Raw genomic sequence first — 17,374 nt, forward strand, 5'->3', positions numbered from 1 at the left:
CGGCGGGGCGCTTCGTCTCACCGAGCACCACTACGAACTCGTCAGCAGTTGGCGTCGATGTAAGGCTGGCAGGGGCCTCCAGGATAGTACTGGGAGTTCCGGCAGCTTCCAAAACACGTCATGGTGTCGCGGGGGCAGCCCTCCAGGCACGTGGCACAGTTGGAATACTCCGAGTTCTCTCCGGAGTCGTCATCGTGTCCGTGCACCGTGCCGATCTTCGTTGCCCTCGCCTTCGTGGTGTCGAACGACTCTACCGCCAGGTCTTCGATGCTGAGACTGATCTTGCGCATGGTAGGTTCTCCTCCCCGTCGTGAGCTGGCTTCGGTGATGGCCGGCCGGCTGGGGCTCAGGCCAGGAAGCATTCGGGATGGCAGGGAGGAGGTGTGTTTCGCCCTCCCCGCCGTCCATCAGCAGTAGGGCTCGATGCAGTACTGGTAGCCGTTGGTCATGCCGCAGCTCTGGAAGCACGTGCCACGGGAGAGGTTGGGGCAGCCGTCGACGGCCAGGGTGGCGTGCCCGTGCACGGTGCCTGCGTCCTTCTCTCCGCGGCCGTCCGTGTTGAACGACGCCACGGCCAGGTCGTCGATGCTGAGGCGGATCTTGCGCATGCGTTCTTTCTCCCGTGCGATGTGAGCCGGTGACCCGCCGCGGATGCGGCACGATGCGCGTCGCAACGCGTGTCGCCGGCGCCGTAATGTGGGGTGTAGCTGAAAGATAGTCTCAATCCGCCTATTCCGCCACAATTCACCCACATCGCACACGCATCCCCGCGACGCACCGATCCTCTCAGGAAATCAAAGGGTTGGCGTGAGATGAGGATCACGAGCAGGTGAAGCCCCGTTCGGCGAGCGCCAGCGAGCCGAGACGGGGCTTATCGCTTTCCCAGCAGCGGGTTCACCCGCTCATCATTCCCGCCCATCGCGCTCCACTCATCCACCCCTCCCCTGCCCGGCTCTCACACCCCCGCCGTACCCGCAATCGCCGGCACGGACACCTGCCGTACCGCGGGCGCCGCCGCCTCGTCGGGCTTGGCGGCGGGGCAAATGGGCTCGCCCTCGGCACCAAAGCGCAGGGTGCCGGGAAGCATGACGGGCAGCTCGTAGCGGGTGATGGTGAAGTCCTCCACCTTGAGCGCGGCGCACACGACCAATTCCGCCGTCTCCATCTGGATGAACCGCCCGCCCCGGATGGTGAGCAGCCCCGCGCGGATCCCGGTGTCCACGCGCACGTCGAAGCTCAGCGCCGCCAGCGGTCCGACACCCGTGGCGGAAAGCCCGTCGGCCAGCAGCTCCACCGCCGGCTCGCACGTCCACCCCACCTCGTGCTTCGCCAGCTCCAGCGTGTGCGATTCATCGGGGGGATACTCCACCGGATCGCAGTAGGCGCGCACCTCCGGATGCTGGCGCCACGCCGCCGCCAGGATCTTGTGGAACGGCGTCGAAAGCACCTGGCGGATGCGGTCCACCACCTGCCCCACGGCGGACGCGCGCAACCGGTCCGCCGGCAGGTGCCACGTCTCCGCGACCTTTCGCAGGTGCTCCCGCAGCGGCTCCTCGATCCGCTGGTCGAACTCCAGGACCTGGGCCAGCGATACGTTCTCCTCCATCAGCCGCCGCCTCCTTTCGAGCGGAAGAAGGCACCGTTCGTGGCGATGCCGGCCACCGGCACCCCGTTCTTCATCCGCAGTCTCAGCCGCGGCAGTCCCAGCGGCGAGCCGCTGAGGGTCGCGCGCGGCTGCACGTCCGTCCGCAGCCCCACGCGCACGCCGGGGATGGGGGGCACCGCGCGCCGCGCGCGCATCCGCTGCGCGCCCGCCGCGCCAGCCACGATCAGCAGCACCGCCGCCAGCAGGATCCACAGCTTCGAGCGCCCCGCTCCGTCATCCGCGGCGGGCGGCGGGGGCGGCGCGGCGGGACCCGCCGGCTGCCGCGAGCCCGCCACCGGCGGCACGACCGGCGGCACCACCGCCACCGCGGGAGTCGCGGGCGCCACCAGGGCCAGCTGCACCGGCGATCCCACGGGAACCCGCGCGCCCGCCGCCGGCGTCTGCGTGGCGACCGTCCACGCGGCGCTGTCGGCGAGCGCGGGATCGAACGCCGCGGCCAGCCCGGCCCCCTCCAGCGCCACGCGCGCCGCGGGCAAGTCCAGCGTCCGCACGTCCGGCACCGCGCCCGAATCCACCCGCGCCACCGCCGTGCGCGGCGTGTCCAGCGGGGCGGCGACGCGCGGCGTGTCCGGCCGCGTGACGGGCGGCGGTGTGGGCCTGGGCGGGACGCGCGGCGGCTGCGGCCGGGTGGCGGGCGGTGGCTCCGGACGCGTCACGACCGGCGGCGACGCCGGCCGCGCGGCGATGCGCAGCGTGTCGCGCCGGGGCCCGGGGCGCGGCGGGTCCGGGCGGGTGGCGACCGGCGGCGCGGGCGGCGCGCCGAACTCCAGGTCCACCACCGAGTTGGCGGGCACCCGCTCCCCCACCTTGAAGGTGTGGCCGATCACCCGGTTGGATTGCCCGATCCGCAGGCCCCGCATCGCGCCCTGGCGCAGACCGGCGATGCGCAGCACCAGGATGGCGCGCTCCGGCGGCAGCCCCATCACCTCCGGCATCACCGTCATGCGCTGGGTGCGCGGCACCGCCAGCCACAGCGGCACCGACGAGCCGGGCGCCACCGTCGTGCCCGCCGCGGGCCGCTGCCGCACGATGGTGCCGGGCTCGGCGTCCGACTCCACCTCCTGCACCGTGCCGACGTCCAGCTTCTGCCGCGCGAGCAGCGCCCGCGCCTCTTCCACGCTGCGGCCCACCAGGTCGGGGACCACGGAGGTGGAGCCGGAGTTCGGGGCGGGAACGGAGGTCTGCGCGCGCAGCACGCCCGGCGCCGCGCACAGCAGCGCCAGCAGGAGCGCGGCGGGATGGAAGATGCGGATCGGTGTGGGCAAGGCCCTCCTCCGCGATATTGGGGAAAGCAGCGTGGGAATTCCGCGGCGGGGAAAGCCGCGGGTGGAGCGGAGCCAGACCAGCGGATGATCAGCCGGGCCAGCGCGTCAGGAAACGCACGATAATCACGGCCCGCCAGCGACGCAACGAATCTCGCATCTGCCGAGGCCGCAACGAAAAGGCACACGCCCGTCGCTGCGGTGACGCATCCGGATCTGCTACATCCAGTTGCTTCAGATCCGAACGCCAAAGCGCCCCGCCCGGATCTCCGGACGGGGCGCTTCGCATCTTCCCTCCCGTCACGCCGTGCAGCCCAACCACTCAACCATCAACGGCGATCGACTTCCTGAGGGAGCACACCACGTGTATCCAGAAGCTACACAACCGATTGCGCGCGACCGAAGGACCTGCTCTCGGCTGGCGAGGAGCCGGACTCAGGACGTGAAGCCAGCCCCGCGGCTCTGCCGGCGAGATCCTTCCGTCGGCGCCAAAGTCTTTCGTACGAGCAGGTCACGGAGCGGCGCCTCCCTCAGAGGGTGTTGCCAACCCAAACTCACAAGGAAACGATGACTTCCTGAGGGAGCGCACCACGTGTACCCCGATTCCACACAACCACCTGCGCGCGACCGAAGGACCTCGTCTCGGTGGCGCAGGGGCCAGATCAGGGCCTGGGACCAGCCCCGTCGTTCTGCCGGCGAGATCCTTCGGTCGGCGCCGAAGTCTTTCGTACGAGCAGGTTACGGAGCGGCGCCTCCCTCAGAGGGTGTTTAAGAATCCCTGCGCTCGCGCCCGGATGTCATTTCGAAGGAGGCGCCACACGCACCATCGGCTCGCACGAAATCCTGCGCGCCGACTGAGAAATCTACTGTCTGCTGCTGGTGCCCCGCTGCACCGCTCCGGCACTGGCCCTGTCCACCCGTGTCGTAGCCGCGAAGCAGGCACGGGCTACCGCGTCTGCCCTCCAGCAATCCGACAGTAGATTCCTCGGCCCTGCAACCTCTGGTGTGAAGGCAGGCTACGGCGTGGCCGGGCCTCGGAATGACAGCGCTGGTGGATCTGCCTGGATGCGCAGCGTCGGATTCTTAGACACACTCTCAGGAAGCCAACGCGCCGAGAAGCCGGCAATCCCCCGTCAGGGCGTCGAAACGCTCAGCTGGTAGCCGCCCTGGGCGCCGGCGGAGAACGACGTGGTCTGGATCACGTATTCGCCGGCCTCCTCGAGCTCCACCTCCAGCGCGGAGTCCAGCCCCTCGCCGTCTTCGGCGTCGTCGTTGCTGGCGATCTCCTGGAACACGCCGTCCACCATCCGCCCCACGATGACGAACGCGTCGAAGTCCTCGGCGCGCAGGTCCACGCGCACGCGCTCACCCGCACGGGCGGTGTAGACGTACGCGTCGTACAGGCGGCCGTCTTCCAGCTCGGCGTCGCCGTCCTGCAGCTCGCCCTGGACGCTGGCCCCGCCGCGGATGGGGATCATGCGCGGCGCGGCCGCGGGGGCGCGCTCCTCCGCCGTGAGCGTGTAGTCGCTGGTGACGCCGCCGTACGCGCCGGCGCGCACGTAGTACTCGCCCGCCGTGGGAAGGGTGGCGGTCAGCGCGCCGTCCATGCCGACGGTCACGTCCTCCATGGGCGTGAACTCGCCGCCCTGCATGGTCCCCAGTTCCACCGTGGGAAAGTATTCGCCAGCCGCCATCCGCAGCCGGATGCGCTGTCCCGCGGTGCCGCGGAAGCGGTACAGGTCGTAGAAGCCCTCGGCTCCCTCTTCGCCGTCGTACTCGGCGTCGTCCTCCGAAAGGGCGCCCTGCACGGGGGTGCCCACCGTAAGGCTCTGCACCCGCGGCGGGCGGATGGTTGCGGTGTCCAGCCGCAGCGTAAAGGCGCCGGTGCCCTCCTCGGCCAGCGACTGGGCCAGGACCAGGTACGTGCCGGCCGCGGGCACGGTAAAGCGCAGGCGCGAGCTGGTGCCCTCGCCCATCCCGTCGTCGTTGACCAGCATGTGGTCCGTAACGCCGCCCACCGTGCGCGCCACCGTCAGGTAGGCGTCGAAGTCGCCGGACTCCAGCGTGGCGATGTACCGCCGCCCGGGCGAGGCCTGGAACTGGTAGACCTTGAAGCGCCCGCGCTCGTACATCGCCGGGTCGCTCTCGCTGAGCGTGCCCGAGACGCTCTGGCCAATGCGCAGCGTGGGGAACGAGCCCGGCTGCGCGTGCGCGGGCGTGGAGAGCGTACACGCCAGCAGAGCGCCAGCCGCCGCGATACGGAGGGTGTTCATGGGTCGCATCCGTGGATGGGGAAGGTGGATCAGGGTCGGGTACGGCCGCGCGATCCAGGCATCCATCGCGCGCCGGAGGGAACGGTGCAGTCCGGCAATCGGTGGATCGGGAGCGGTGCACGCGCGCAGAGTGCCGCCGCCACCGATGCCGCGGGCAGAAGATAGGCGGCGAGTGCAGAAACGGACAGGGGGACGAAACGGGCGGGCCCGCACCCGCTCGCTCAGGCTCGCACCCTCTCCCACGAGTGGGAGAGGGTATAAACGTCGCGAATGCCTCCAGTGCGTCTTCTGCAGGTTTCGGCGCGTGGGCGGGGCGCCCCCTCCGGGCTCGCATTACTCGCCCACCTCCCCCGAAACTGCCGGGGGAGGTTGAACGCGAGACGCACATTCCGGAGCGGGATCGAGTCCTCGCCTTTCTCCCGCTCCGCGGGGCGCTCCGCAGGGTAGAGGGCCGGGGGAGAGGGGGCCTTGTCGGACGCAGCTCAATGCTGTTCGTCGCGCTTCGGTCCCATCGGCATCCCCAACCTCCCCCAGCAGTTTTGGGGGAGGTGGCGAGCCTAAGCGAGCCGGAGGGGGCGCCCGCGGACGTGCCCGAAAGGGTGTCCGCAGCGCCGCCGAATTCTCCCCTCTCCGCGAGGAACGAGCGGGGAGGGGTCGGGGGAGGGGCACCGGCCGGTCGCAGCCCGGACCCATTCGCCGAGCCACTGCCCTCAGCCCCACCCAACCTCCCCCAGCAGTTTTGGGGGAGGTGGGCGAGTAATGCGAGCTCGGAGGGGGCGCCCTTCCGGCGCAGCGAGATCTCTTTCGCCGAGCCACCGAATTCGCCCCTCTCCGCGAGGAACGAACGGGGAGGGGCCGGGGGAGGGGCACCCCGTCGGGCGCCAGTGCGATGCCCGTCGCCGAGCCCCAATCCGGCGGCTACCCCAACCTCCCCCAGCAGTTTTGGGGGAGGTGGGCGAGTAATGCGAGCCCGGAGGGGGCGCCCTTCCGGCGCAGCGAGATCTCTTTCGCCGAGCCACCGAATTCGCCCCTCTCCGCGAGGAACGAGCGGGGAGGGGCCGGGGGAGGGGCCACCCGCCGACGCAGCTCGAACCCCGTAGGCGCGCCGTGGTTGATGAGCGGCACTCAAGTTGACACCCTTCCCTCTGCTCTCTAGTCTCCCCGAACGGCGTTCGGATGGATGGCGAGCGAAGGCCGTGGGATCAACCCAACCGGGGGACGTATGCGAATCCGAAAGATCGGGGTCGTGGGCGCGGGAACGATGGGCGCGGGGATCGCGGCGCTGGCCGCCAGCGCCGGGGTGCCGGTGGTGCTGCTGGACATCCCCGGAGAAGACGGCGACCGCGGCGGGCCGGCGAAGAAGGGGCTGGAGCGCATCGCCAAATCGAAGCCGGCGGCGTTCATGGACCCCGACCGCATCCGCCTGATCCAGACCGGCAACACCGAGGACGACGTGGAGCTGCTGGCGGACTGCGACTGGGTGGTGGAAGCCATCATCGAGCAGCCCGGCCCCAAGCAGGCGCTGTACGAGCGGCTGGAGAAGATCCTTCCCGAGCACGCGCTGGTCACCACCAACACGTCCGGCATCCCCATGTCGGTGCTGGTGCAGGGGCGCGGCGAAAGCTTCCGCAGGCGCTTTCTGGGCACGCACTTCTTCAATCCGCCGCGCTACCTGCGGCTGCTGGAGATCATCCCCACCCCCGAAACCTCGCCCCAGGCGCTGGCGGCGCTCACGGCGTTCGGGGAGCGGATGATGGGCAAGGGCGTGGTGCTGGCCAAGGACGTCCCCGGCTTCATCGCCAACCGGCTGGGCGTGTACGGCAGCGTGCAGACCATGCGGCTGATGCAGGAGCACGACCTGACCATCGACGAGGTCGACACGCTGAACGGCCCCCTTACCGGCCGCCCCAAGAGCGCCACCTTCCGCACCGCCGACCTCAGCGGCCTGGACGTGCTGAAGCACGTGCGCGGCGGGCTGGCCGAGGCCACGGGCGAAGACTTCACCATGCCGCAGTGGGCGCTCGATCTCGTCGACCAGGGGCGGCTGGGCGAAAAGACGGGTGCGGGGTTCTACAGCAAGCAGGGCAAGCAGATCCAGACGCTGGACTGGAAGACGGGCGAGTACCGGCCGCAGGAAAAGCCCGAGATCCCCGGCGTGGCCGAGATCGCGAAGAAGCCGCTGCCGGAGCGCGTGCGCGGCGTGCTGCAGCTGCCGGGCAAGTACGGCGCGTTCGCCCGGGCGCAGTTCGCGCGCGCCTGGCACTACGCGCTTACGAAGGCGCCGGAGCTGGCGTACGACATCGTGGGCGTCGATCGCGCGCTGGAGTGGGGCTTCGCGATGGAGCAGGGCCCGTTCCGGCAGATGGACGCCGTGGGGCTGGACGTGGTGCGCCAGACGATCGCGGCGGAGGGGCTGGACGAGCCGGAGCTGCTGCGGCAGGCCGGCGACCGCTTCTACAGCGAGGACGGGCGCACCTTTCTGGCCTTCGACGGCTCGCGGCAGACGCTGCCGGAGGCGGAGGGCGTCGTCTCCCTCGCCGCCGTCCGGCGCGCGGGCGGGGTGCTGGAGGAGAACGCCGAAGCGGCGCTGCTGGACCTGGGCGACGGCGTGGCGCTGCTGGAGTTCCGGAGCAAGATGGGCACGCTGGGCGAAGGCGTGATCCGGATGATCGCCACGGCCCTGGAGCGCGTGGATCGCGAAAACCGCGCGGGGCTCGTCATCAGCCACGAAGACCCGCGGGCCTTCAGCGCGGGCGCGAATCTCGTCGCCACGCTCGGCGCCGCGCGCGAGGGGCGCTGGGACGAGCTCGACGCCTCGGTGCGCGCATTCCAGACGGCGACGACGAGCCTGCGAAAGGCCCCCTTCCCCGTCGTCGTGGCGCCGTTCGGGCTTACGCTGGGCGGCGGCGCGGAGATCACGCTGCACGCCGACCGCGTCCAGGTGCACGCGGAAACGTACATCGGCCTCGTAGAGACCGGCGTGGGCCTGCTCCCGGGCGGCGGCGGCACCAAGGAGCTGCTCTTCCGCTTCACCTCCGAGCTGCAGTCGTACGAGGAGGCGGACCTGTTCGAGGCGGTGCGCCGCGCGTTCGGCATGATCGCCATGGCCACGACGAGCACGAGCGGGCTGGAGGCAAAGAAGCTGGGCTTCCTCCGCGAGGCCGACCGCATCAGCATGAACCGCGACCACCTGATCGGCGACGCCAAGCTGCGGGTGCTGGACCTGGCACCCGGCTACGCGCCGCCGCCGCCGCGGGTCATCAACGCGCTGGGCAACCGCGCCATCGGCAACCTGCGCTACGGCGTGTGGTCGCTGCACGAGGCGGGGCAGATCAGCGACCACGAGGTGCTGATCGCCACCGAGATCGCCAAGGTGCTGTGCGGCGGCGACGGCCCGCCCCGGCAGGTGACGGAGCAGGACGTGCTGGATCTTGAGCGCGAAGGCTTCCTTCGGCTGCTGGGCACGGAAAAGACGCAGGAGCGGATCGAGTACACGCTCAAGACTGGGAAGACGTTGAGGAACTGAAGGGTCGAGTGCCAAGTGCCGGAGTACCGGGTACCGAGTACCGAGTTTGGTGAGTGCAGAACCGGTCTGTTTACCAGGTACTTGGCACTAGGTACTAGACACTTGACCTGATCTCCTGCACCGAAACCTGAATCTGAAAGCAGGAACCCATATGCACGAAGCAGTCATCGTAAGCGCCGTCCGCAGCGGCGTGGCAAAGGGCAAGGGGGACGGCTCGCTGGCCAACGTCCATCCCGTGGACCTGGCGGCGGAGGTCATCAAGGCCGCCGTGGAGGCCGCGGGGCTGCAGGGCAAGGACGTGTGCGACGTGATGCTGGGGTGCGCCAGCCCCGAGGGCGCGCAGGGCGCCAACGTGGCGCGCCTGGCCGTGCTGCGTGCCGGCTTTCCGTACGAGGTGGCGGGGACCACCGTCAACCGCTTCTGCTCGTCCGGGCTGCAGACCATCGCCATGGCGGCGGCCAGCATCATGACGGGGATGGCGGATACGGTCGTCGCGGGCGGGGTGGAGATGATGAGCCGCATTCCCATGGGCGGCCACCACAAGGAGCTGCACCCCGAGATGACCGAGGCGTACATCGGGATGGGCTTTACCGCCGAGAACGTGGCGGAGCGCTGGAAGGTGAGCCGCGAGGACCAGGACGCCTGGGCGCTGCGCAGCCATCAGCGCGCGGCCGCGGCGCTGGCGGAGGGCCGCTTCGACGCCGAGATCGTCCCCATCGCGGTGAACGGCGGCGAACCCTTTCGCCGCGACGAGCTGGTGCGGCCCGACACCTCGCTGGAGAAGCTCTCCTCGCTCAAGCCGGCCTTCAAGGCCACGGGCACGGTGACGGCCGGCAACGCGTCGCCCTACAGCGACGGCGCGGGCGCGCTGGTGCTCACCAGCCGGGAGAAGGCCGAGGCGCTGGGGCTGCCGATCCTGGCGCGCTTCGTGGGATACGGCACGTCGGGGGTGGCGCCGGAGATCATGGGGATCGCGCCGGCGCTGGCCGTGCCCAACGCCTTCAAGCGCACGGGGATGACGATGGGCGACATGGACCTCATCGAGTTCAACGAGGCCTTTGCCGCGCAGGTGCTGGCGGTGATGCGGGACATCGACATGCCCGAGGAAAAGACCAACGTCAACGGCGGCGCCATCGCCCTGGGCCACCCGCTGGGCGCGACCGGCGCCAAGCTGGGCACGCAGCTCATCCACGAGCTTCGCCGCCGCGGCGGCGGCATGGGCCTCGTCACCATGTGCGTGGGCGGCGGGATGGGCGCGGCCGGCATCTTCGAAGTGTACGGCGCGTAACAGATTGGGGGGTACAGAGGAACGGAGAAGAGCCAGAGGAGCAGAGGACGACACCATGCCGTTTTCCTCTGTTCCTCTGGCATTTCTCTGTTCCTCTGTACCTCCACTCCGTTCTTTCCTGAACGAGGATGCCTGATGGCGACGGAGGCCGAGCCGTTCGAGATCACGGTGCAGATCCATCCCGAAGACGTGGACGGGATGGGGCACGTGAACAACATCGTCTACGTGCGCTGGGTGCAGGAGGTCGCGCTGGCGCACTGGCACGCCGTGGCCCCGGCGGACGCGCAGGCGGCCATGACGTGGGTGGTGCTGCGCCACGAGATCGACTACCTGCACCCCGCCCGCCCCGGCGACCAGGTGCGCGCCCGCACCTGGATCGGCGAGGCGCAGGCGATCCGCTACGCGCGCCATACGACCATCGTGCGGGGGGACGGGACGGTGCTGGCGCGGGCGCGCACCCTCTGGTGCCCCGTCGACGTCGCCACGGGGCGGCCGCGGCGCGTGCCGGCGGAGGTGCGCGCCGCTTTTTCAACCACGGACCAAGGGACGGGATGAGCCAGGCGGACGTGCGGGAGATGGTCAGGCGCTACTTCGAGACGCAGGTGGAGTTCGCGAGCCATGTGGGGCTGCGCGTGGACGAGGTGCGCGCGGGCGGAGCGGTGTGCTCCATCGACGTGGACACCGCCATGCACCACAACGGGATGGGGACGGTGCACGGCGGACTGCACGCCACGCTCATCGACACCACCATGGCGGCCGGCGTGGCGTCGCTGGGGCTGCGCGGCGCCACCACGCAGATGAACCTGCACTTCGTCGGCGCGGCGCGGGGCGGGCGGCTGGTCTGCACGGCCGAGGTGGTGCACCGCACCGGCAGGACCGCCACCGCCGAGGCCCGCGTGCACGACGAAGCCGGCGAGCTGCTGGCCCTCGCCACCGCCTCGTTCCGCATCTTTGCCGAGGGCCTTACCGCCCCGCCTTCTGCGGACTAGCCCAGATAAACAGCGAAGCTGGGCCGGCCGCCACGATAGCCGGCCCAATACAATTGTCAGCTACCGACCGGCAGCGGCCCTGCTTTCAAGACACCGCTGTCCAGTTCGACATCTGGTTTTCCCAAGACAAGCGCAACGGCAATAAATTCCTCGACGGAGTTGACAGGGACCGTTTCTGCCTTGCCACCAGCACTCACCTTGATCCGCCCCTCATTGTTGCCCACGTGCCATTCCAATTGGTAATGGCTGATCTTCATCGTAATCTCCTTATCCTGATGAGTAGCAATGAAACGAAAGATTGGTGTTCAATCTAAGCAGGCGCCGCCAAATGAGAAGGATTTATTTGTTAAGCGCCCAGTTCCTGCGGCGATCCCGGCTGGGTTGCCCACAGCCTCATCCACATCGTCGCCGAGGGGCTTACCGCGCCCTCATCGGCGGAATAGCACTAATGCGGTACGGCCGGGAGACGGCAGAGGGGGGACTGGGTCTTCGCCCCCTCACGTCGCCAGGGGGGCGCCACTGAAATCCACAAAAAAGATGCTGCTCCCGCGGGGCCGGCGGTGCGTGAAGGCCGCAGAATTGTTCGGGATAAGGGATGATACGATCTGATACTTGTAAACGCACTTGCAAGCGTTTACACTGCCTTTCGCCGCGGCCTGCGACCCGCCGTGTGCGTCCTTTCCACCATCCCCAGGAGCCGCCTTCATGCAGATTCGCCGCCGTACCGCCGCAGCCCTCTTCGGCATTGCCGCCGTGGCCGGCCTGACCGCCTTCGTGGGGCTCCCCCGGAGCACGGAATTCACGTACTACAGCTTCAGGAACCAGCAGTACACCAACCAGTGCATGGACGTGTACCAGGGCAGCCTGGCCGACGGGAACCACATCGACGGGTACGTCTGCCAGAACTCGGTGAACCAGAAGTTCGAGCGGCAGAGCGACGGGCACGTCAAGGTGCAGAACGGGCAGACGGGACCGCGCGGCTACCAGATGTGCATGGACTACTATCCCACCAACGGCAGCGTGGGCTCGCCGGTCAAGATCTGGCCCTGCCGCCCGCTCACCGGCCCGGGTGACAGCCAGCACTGGTACTACCTGGCCAGCGGCCAGTGGCTGGGCGGCAGCGGCAACTGCATCGCGCTGAACAGCGGAACCAACGGCACGCAGCTGGTGATGGCCGCGTGCAACCCCAACAGCCCGCCCGCGAACCAGCGCTGGACGGCGCAGTAAGGCTCCCGTCGCGCTGCACGCTGGCTTTCTCAGACGTGACCTCCTGAGAGGGTGTTGCCAAACCTCAAATCCATAACGAAACGGTGACTTCCTGAGGGAGCGCATAACATGTAACCAGAAGTCACACTACAGGTTGCGCGCGACCGAAGGACCTCGTCTCGGTGGCGCAGGGGCCAGATCAGGGCACGGGACCAGCCCCTTCGTTCTGCTGGCGAGGTCCTTCGGTCGGCGCCAAGGTGCAGTGTACAAGCGAGTTGCGGGGCGGCGCCTCCCTCAGGAAGTCAATCACACTGGGAGGTTTGGCAACACCCTCTGAGGGGAGCGCACACGAGGAACCTGAAGCCGCGCAGCCGCGTGCGCGCGACCGAAGGATCTCGCCGACAGAACCGGGGGACTGGATGAAAGGCCCCAGGGGCTGGACGGCAGGATCTCGTGGCTACGCAGAATTCCCGGGCGATGCCCGGGAAGGGGTTCCGCGCGAGGGGAGGGAGATTCTTCGGTCGCGCCAACCGGCTCCAGGGTTTTCCCGGAAATTCGGGGTTGGCGCTCCCTCAGAATGACAGGTGGTTCCCGCGGATTTCGTATCAGGAAGTCAGATCGCGAGAACAGCAACGCCCCGCCCGGAGCTTCCGGGCGGGGCGTTCCAATCCTTCACGATGCCGGCTATCCTCTGAGCGCCTCGGCGAGCCGCGGGAGGATGGTGCCCAGCGGGCCCTCCACCTTGACGGCGGCCATCTCGTCCGCGCGGGTGGGGCCGATGTTGATGATGCCGATGGGCACGCCGTCCTGCTGCGCGCGGTAGATGAAGCGCCGGCCCGAGTACACCGTCAGCGACGAGCCCGCCACCAGCAGCACGTCCGCCTCGCCGAACAGGCTCCAGGCATCCTCCACCCACTCCTTGGGCACGTTCTCGCCAAAGAACACGACGTCCGGCTTGATGACGCCGCCGCACACCGTGCAGCCGGGGACGTGAAAGCTTGCCATGGCCCACGCGGGAAGCTCCGCGTCGCCGTCAGGCGCCTGCTCCACCTCGCCGGTCAGCCGCGCGGACCAGTCCGCGTTCAGCGCCAGCAGCCGCGCCTGCCACGCATCCCGCGCCTCCCGCTGCGCGCACGACAGGCAGCGGACGGCCGCCAGCGAGCCGTGCAGCTCGACCACGCGGCGGCTGCCGGCGGCGTGGTGCAGCCCATCCACGTTCTGCGTGATGATCCCCCGCACCACGCCCGCGTCCTCCAGCTGCGCCAGGGCAACGTGCCCCGCGTTGGGCCGCGCCGCCGAGAAACGGCGCCATCCCACCGCGCTGCGCGCCCAGTAGCGCACCCGCGCGGCCTCGCTGCGCACGAACTCGCCGTACTGCATGGGCGCGCGGGGTTTGGAGCCCGGCCCGCGGTAGTCGGGGATGCCGGATTCCGTGCTGCACCCCGCCCCCGCCAGCACCACCGCGCGGCGGCCGCGCAGCAGGTCCAGCAGCGGCTCGAGGGCCTGGGGATCGGCGGATGGAGAGACGACGGCCATGCGGTTCCACAAGTTCGGACGGCGGTGACGTTTACGAGCCTCCGATACACGGCGCCGCCGCGGACGTTCATCCGCGGCGGCGTCTCCGGCATCCCCGGCCGATCAGGCGAACGGCTGCGACGCCCGGTCCAGCGCGGCCACCTCGTCCGCGGTCAGCGAGAGTCCCGGCGCCGCCATCAGCTCCGCCAGCTGCGGGAGCCGCGTGGCGCTGGCGAGCGGCGCCGTGATCGTGGGCTTCGCGAACACCCACGCCAGCGCGACCGTGGCGATGGCCGCGCCCCGGGCATCGGCGATGGACTGTAGCGCATCCACCACCCGCAGGCCGTCCGCGTTCAGGTACGGCTCCACCGCCCCGCCGCGGGCCGCGCCCTCCAGGTCTGCCTGCGTGCGGTACTTGCCGGTCAGGAAGCCGCTGGCCAGCGCGAAGTACGGAAACACCGCCAGGCCGTGCCGCTCCGCCAGTGGCGCGAAGGTGGTCTCGTACTTCTGCCGGCTCACCAGGCTGTACTGGGGCTGCAGCGCCACGGGCACGGCCAGCCCGTTCTCGCGCGAAAGGCGCATCCACTCGTCGATGCGCTCCGGCGCCAGGTTGCTGATGGCCACGTAGCGCACCTTGCCCGCCCGCACCAGCTCGTCGAACGCGGTCGCGATCTCCGCCACCGGCACGTCGGGATCGTCGTGGTGGGCGTAGTACAGGTCGATGCGGTCCGTCCCCAGCCGCCGCAGCGACTCGTCCGCGGCGCGGGCGATGGTATCCGGCGCCAGCCCCTTGAGCTCCGGGTGCCCGCCCACCTTGGTGGCGAGAATCACGTCGCCGCGGTTCCCCCGCTGGCGCATCCACGTGCCCAGGATGGTCTCGGACTCGCCGCCCTGGTTGCCCGGCTTCCAGTACGAATACGAGTCCGCCGTGTCGATGAAGTTGCCGCCGGCCGCCATGAAGGCGTCCAGCACCTCCATCGACGCCCGTTCATCCGTCGTGTTGCCGAACGTGTTGCCACCCAGCCCCAGGGGAAAGATCTCCAGCTCCGAAGCGCCGATCCGCACCATGCTCATCCTCTGATCCTCTCCACGTGTTCATCCCGGCCCCGCAACGCCGTCCGGGTGGCGCCGCGGACCGGGATGGAAAGCGCGCGGAGGGCGGCAAGAGGTGTTCCGGCGGAGTCTTCGGCGGGATTCGAACTGCGTCCGACAGGCGCCCCCTCTCCCGGCCTCTCCCCCGAACTGCGGGGGAGAGGTGACGCGCGCGGAATCTGCCGGTGCGCTTCGGAGACGGCGGATGCGAGTACAGCCTGTCGAAGCGGGATCGAATTCTCCCCTCTCCGTGAGGAACGAACGGGGAGGGGCCGGGGGAGGGGCACCCCGCAGGCGCCAGTTCGATACCCGCCGCTGCTCCCCGATCCCTCGGCCACCCCAACCTCCCCCAGCAGTTTTGGGGGAGGTGGGCGAGTAATGCGAGCCCGGAGGGGGCGCCCGCCGACGCAGTTCGATGCCTGCCGCCTACACCCCCGCCGCCTCCATCCGCCGCGTGGCGTCCACGGCGAAGCGGATGGACGAGTCGACGTAGGCGGCCTGGTCGATGCGCGTGTCCAGCCGCGCGGCGATGATGGTCGATACCACGCCGTGCAGGATGGCCCACACCACGTGCGCGTGGATGCGCGCCTCCGCCGCGCTGGGGAAGGCGTCCGGCGCGGTTTCGTGCACCAGCTGCGACAGCACGTCCATGGACCGCGCGGCACGCCGGAACAGCTCCCGGGGAAAGCGCTCCGCGAACCGCGGGTGGTGCATGTACATGATCTCGTAGTACTCGCGGTTCGCCAGCCCGAACTCCACGTACCTGCGGCAGTGCAGCCCCAGCCGCTCCGCCGGCGTGCCCGGCGCCTCGGCGGCCTGGGCAACGATCTCGTACCAGCGCTGGAACCCCTCGTCGATGAGCGCGTGCACCAGCTGGTCCTTGCCGGCAAAGTGCTCGTAGATGCTGCTTACGCTGCACCCCACCTGCCGCGCGATCTTGCGCATCGACAGGTTCTCGTAGCCGTCGCGCACCAGCAGGGTGCGCGTGGTGTCGAGCGTGGCGGCGCGAAGGCCGGTGTCCGTCCAGGGCTGCTGCTGCATCGGAAAACGGAACGGGGAGAGGCTTCGCGGGGATGAGCCCGGCTCAACGCGCAATGTGCCGAACCGCGCGCCGCGCTGTCAACGCACGCCCCGCCGGTGGACCAGGGGTTGCGCACCGCCCTGGACGCATCCTACTCTGGCGCCCGAACATCGTTCGGCAGGAGTCCCGTACATCGCCTGTCCGAGCCATCCTCCTCATCCCGGAGAATTCGCCCTGTGGCCACGCCCGATGCCCGCCGCCCGCCGCCGCCCATCGATCCCGATTTCTACGGCTGGTTCAGCACGCTGACGGAGGAGGAGAGCGCCACCCGCCTGGCCGTGCGCCGGGTGATGGAGACGGTGGTGGCGCCGGTGGTGAACCAGTGCTGGCAGGCGGAGGAGTTTCCGCACGCCCTGCGCGACGCGTTCCGCGGAATGGACCTGCTGGACCGCTGGTACCACGACGAGCCGGGTCCGCCCGCCGTGGCGCGCGCGGTCATCAGCATGGAGATGGCGCGGGTGGACCCGGGCTCGGCCAGCTTCTTTGGCGTGCACGCGGGGCTGTGCATGGGATCGATCGCGCTCTGCGGGTCGGATGCGCAGAAGGCGGAGTGGCTGCCGGCGCTGCGGCGGTGGGAGCGGGTGGGCGCCTTTGGGCTCACGGAGCCGGAGGTGGGCTCGGGGACGGCGGGCGGGCTTACGATGCGCTGCCGCCGCGACGGCGACGGCTGGGTGCTGGACGGACAGAAGAAGTGGATCGGCAACGCCACCTTCGCCGACGTGGTGACCATCTGGGCGCGCGGCGAAGAGCCGGGCGCGGTGCACGGGTTCCTGGTGCGCACGGAGAACCCGGCGTACCGGGTGGAGAAGATCACCGGCAAGATCGCGCAGCGTACGGTGCAGAGCGGGCTCATCACGCTGGACGGCTGCCGCATCCCGGAGAGCGACCGGCTGCCGGGGGCCGGCACCTTCAAGGACGTGGCGCGCATTCTTCGCGTGGGGCGCGCGGGGGTGGCGTGGCAGGCGGTGGGGTGCGCGATGGGCGCGTATGAGCACGCGATGGCGTACGCCCGCACGCGCGAGCAGTTCGGGCGGCCGATCGCGGGGTTCCAGCTCATCCAGCAGAAGCTGGTGGGGATGCTGGGCAACATCACGGCGATGCTGGGGATGGCGCTGCGGGTGACGCGCATGCAGGAAGACGGCACCCAGCGCGACGAGCACAGCGCGCTCGCCAAGCAGTTCTGCGCCGCGAAGTGCCGCGAGACGGTGGCCCTGGCGCGCGACCTGATGGGCGGCAACGGCATCCTGCTGGAGCACGGCGCCGCCCGCCTGTTCGCCGACGCGGAGGCCATCTACAGCTACGAGGGCACCAACGAGATGAACACGCTGATCGTCGGACGGGCGATCACGGGGCACAGCGCGTTCGTGTAAAGCGGAAGGGTCGAAGCTCTGCGACAGGCATCGAACTGCGCCCGACGGGGTGCCCCTCCCCCGGCCCCTCCCCGTTCGTTCCTCACGGAGAGGGGAGAATTCGATC

At 69.7% G+C, this 17,374-nt stretch carries 15 protein-coding genes; 6 read left to right on the forward strand and 9 right to left on the reverse strand.

Annotated elements, in window-relative coordinates; all coding sequences use genetic code 11:
• Window positions 1–41: 41 nt before the first annotated feature.
• From VGC13_RS02425 to VGC13_RS02445, 5 genes are all read right to left on the reverse strand, one after another.
• On the reverse strand, window positions 42–290 hold the full coding sequence (locus VGC13_RS02425; RefSeq protein WP_331123602.1) for a hypothetical protein: 249 nt from the start codon (window positions 288–290) through the stop codon (window positions 42–44).
• Window positions 291–407: 117 nt separating this feature from the next.
• Window positions 408–608, reverse strand: a complete 201-nt coding sequence (locus VGC13_RS02430; protein WP_331123603.1) for a hypothetical protein — start codon at window positions 606–608, stop codon at window positions 408–410.
• Between the two features lie 347 nt (window positions 609–955).
• A complete protein-coding gene (locus tag VGC13_RS02435) occupies window positions 956–1,606 on the reverse strand; it encodes a hypothetical protein (RefSeq protein WP_331123604.1) in 651 nt (216 codons plus the stop codon).
• Entirely contained in the window at window positions 1,606–2,931 is a 1,326-nt protein-coding gene (locus VGC13_RS02440) for a PASTA domain-containing protein (protein WP_331123605.1), read from the reverse strand. Before VGC13_RS02440 ends, VGC13_RS02435 begins: the two co-directional genes overlap by 1 nt.
• A gap of 1,130 nt (window positions 2,932–4,061) precedes the next feature.
• Window positions 4,062–5,201, reverse strand: a complete 1,140-nt coding sequence (locus tag VGC13_RS02445) for a hypothetical protein (RefSeq protein WP_331123606.1) — start codon at window positions 5,199–5,201, stop codon at window positions 4,062–4,064.
• A 1,222-nt stretch (window positions 5,202–6,423) separates the two neighbouring features.
• Between VGC13_RS02445 and VGC13_RS02450 the strand changes: the two genes are divergently transcribed.
• From VGC13_RS02450 to VGC13_RS02465, 4 genes are all read left to right on the forward strand, one after another.
• On the forward strand, window positions 6,424–8,727 hold the full coding sequence (locus VGC13_RS02450) for a 3-hydroxyacyl-CoA dehydrogenase/enoyl-CoA hydratase family protein (RefSeq protein WP_331123607.1): 2,304 nt from the start codon (window positions 6,424–6,426) through the stop codon (window positions 8,725–8,727).
• Window positions 8,728–8,878: 151 nt separating this feature from the next.
• Complete coding sequence (locus VGC13_RS02455; RefSeq protein ID WP_331123608.1) at window positions 8,879–10,015, forward strand: thiolase family protein; 1,137 nt, start codon at window positions 8,879–8,881, stop codon at window positions 10,013–10,015.
• A gap of 135 nt (window positions 10,016–10,150) precedes the next feature.
• A complete protein-coding gene (locus tag VGC13_RS02460; protein ID WP_331123609.1) occupies window positions 10,151–10,570 on the forward strand; it encodes a thioesterase family protein in 420 nt (139 codons plus the stop codon).
• Window positions 10,567–11,004 carry a PaaI family thioesterase gene (locus VGC13_RS02465; RefSeq protein WP_331123610.1) on the forward strand — a complete coding sequence of 146 codons (438 nt, stop codon included), beginning with the start codon at window positions 10,567–10,569 and terminating at the stop codon, window positions 11,002–11,004. Before VGC13_RS02460 ends, VGC13_RS02465 begins: the two co-directional genes overlap by 4 nt.
• 56 nt (window positions 11,005–11,060) lie before the next feature.
• Here the strand turns inward: VGC13_RS02465 and VGC13_RS02470 are convergent, their stop codons facing one another.
• On the reverse strand, window positions 11,061–11,261 hold the full coding sequence (locus tag VGC13_RS02470; protein WP_331123611.1) for a hypothetical protein: 201 nt from the start codon (window positions 11,259–11,261) through the stop codon (window positions 11,061–11,063).
• A gap of 448 nt (window positions 11,262–11,709) precedes the next feature.
• On the opposite strand from VGC13_RS02470, the gene VGC13_RS02475 reads away from it, so the two are divergent.
• Window positions 11,710–12,231, forward strand: a complete 522-nt coding sequence (locus VGC13_RS02475; protein ID WP_331123612.1) for an RICIN domain-containing protein — start codon at window positions 11,710–11,712, stop codon at window positions 12,229–12,231.
• Between the two features lie 663 nt (window positions 12,232–12,894).
• Here VGC13_RS02475 and VGC13_RS02480 read toward each other — a convergent pair.
• The 3 genes from VGC13_RS02480 to VGC13_RS02490 all read right to left on the reverse strand — a co-directional run bounded on the left by VGC13_RS02480 (window position 12,895) and on the right by VGC13_RS02490 (window position 15,858).
• Window positions 12,895–13,746 carry an NAD-dependent protein deacetylase gene (locus VGC13_RS02480; protein WP_331123613.1) on the reverse strand — a complete coding sequence of 284 codons (852 nt, stop codon included), beginning with the start codon at window positions 13,744–13,746 and terminating at the stop codon, window positions 12,895–12,897.
• Between the two features lie 102 nt (window positions 13,747–13,848).
• Window positions 13,849–14,793 carry an aldo/keto reductase gene (locus tag VGC13_RS02485; RefSeq protein ID WP_349264172.1) on the reverse strand — a complete coding sequence of 315 codons (945 nt, stop codon included), beginning with the start codon at window positions 14,791–14,793 and terminating at the stop codon, window positions 13,849–13,851.
• Between the two features lie 450 nt (window positions 14,794–15,243).
• Window positions 15,244–15,858 (reverse strand): TetR/AcrR family transcriptional regulator, encoded by a 615-nt coding sequence (locus tag VGC13_RS02490; RefSeq protein WP_331123615.1) that lies wholly within the window; start codon window positions 15,856–15,858, stop codon window positions 15,244–15,246.
• Window positions 15,859–16,074: 216 nt separating this feature from the next.
• Here VGC13_RS02490 and VGC13_RS02495 point away from each other — a divergent pair, with 216 nt between their 5' ends.
• Window positions 16,075–17,268, forward strand: a complete 1,194-nt coding sequence (locus VGC13_RS02495; protein WP_331123616.1) for an acyl-CoA dehydrogenase family protein — start codon at window positions 16,075–16,077, stop codon at window positions 17,266–17,268.
• Window positions 17,269–17,374: the final 106 nt, after the last annotated feature.

The organism is Longimicrobium sp. (assembly GCF_036399255.1).
GTDB lineage: Bacteria > Gemmatimonadota > Gemmatimonadetes > Longimicrobiales > Longimicrobiaceae > Longimicrobium.

Coding starts and splice junctions, on each gene's coding strand:
- VGC13_RS02425 (WP_331123602.1), bottom strand. CDS start 290: ATGCGCAAGATCAGTCTCAGCATCGAAGACCTGGCGGTAGAGTCGTTC.
- VGC13_RS02430 (WP_331123603.1), bottom strand. CDS start 608: ATGCGCAAGATCCGCCTCAGCATCGACGACCTGGCCGTGGCGTCGTTC.
- VGC13_RS02435 (WP_331123604.1), bottom strand. CDS start 1,606: ATGGAGGAGAACGTATCGCTGGCCCAGGTCCTGGAGTTCGACCAGCGG.
- VGC13_RS02445 (WP_331123606.1), bottom strand. CDS start 5,201: ATGAACACCCTCCGTATCGCGGCGGCTGGCGCTCTGCTGGCGTGTACG.
- VGC13_RS02450 (WP_331123607.1), top strand. CDS start 6,424: ATGCGAATCCGAAAGATCGGGGTCGTGGGCGCGGGAACGATGGGCGCG.
- VGC13_RS02455 (WP_331123608.1), top strand. CDS start 8,879: ATGCACGAAGCAGTCATCGTAAGCGCCGTCCGCAGCGGCGTGGCAAAG.
- VGC13_RS02460 (WP_331123609.1), top strand. CDS start 10,151: ATGGCGACGGAGGCCGAGCCGTTCGAGATCACGGTGCAGATCCATCCC.
- VGC13_RS02465 (WP_331123610.1), top strand. CDS start 10,567: ATGAGCCAGGCGGACGTGCGGGAGATGGTCAGGCGCTACTTCGAGACG.
- VGC13_RS02470 (WP_331123611.1), bottom strand. CDS start 11,261: ATGAAGATCAGCCATTACCAATTGGAATGGCACGTGGGCAACAATGAG.
- VGC13_RS02475 (WP_331123612.1), top strand. CDS start 11,710: ATGCAGATTCGCCGCCGTACCGCCGCAGCCCTCTTCGGCATTGCCGCC.
- VGC13_RS02480 (WP_331123613.1), bottom strand. CDS start 13,746: ATGGCCGTCGTCTCTCCATCCGCCGATCCCCAGGCCCTCGAGCCGCTG.
- VGC13_RS02485 (WP_349264172.1), bottom strand. CDS start 14,793: ATGGTGCGGATCGGCGCTTCGGAGCTGGAGATCTTTCCCCTGGGGCTG.
- VGC13_RS02490 (WP_331123615.1), bottom strand. CDS start 15,858: ATGCAGCAGCAGCCCTGGACGGACACCGGCCTTCGCGCCGCCACGCTC.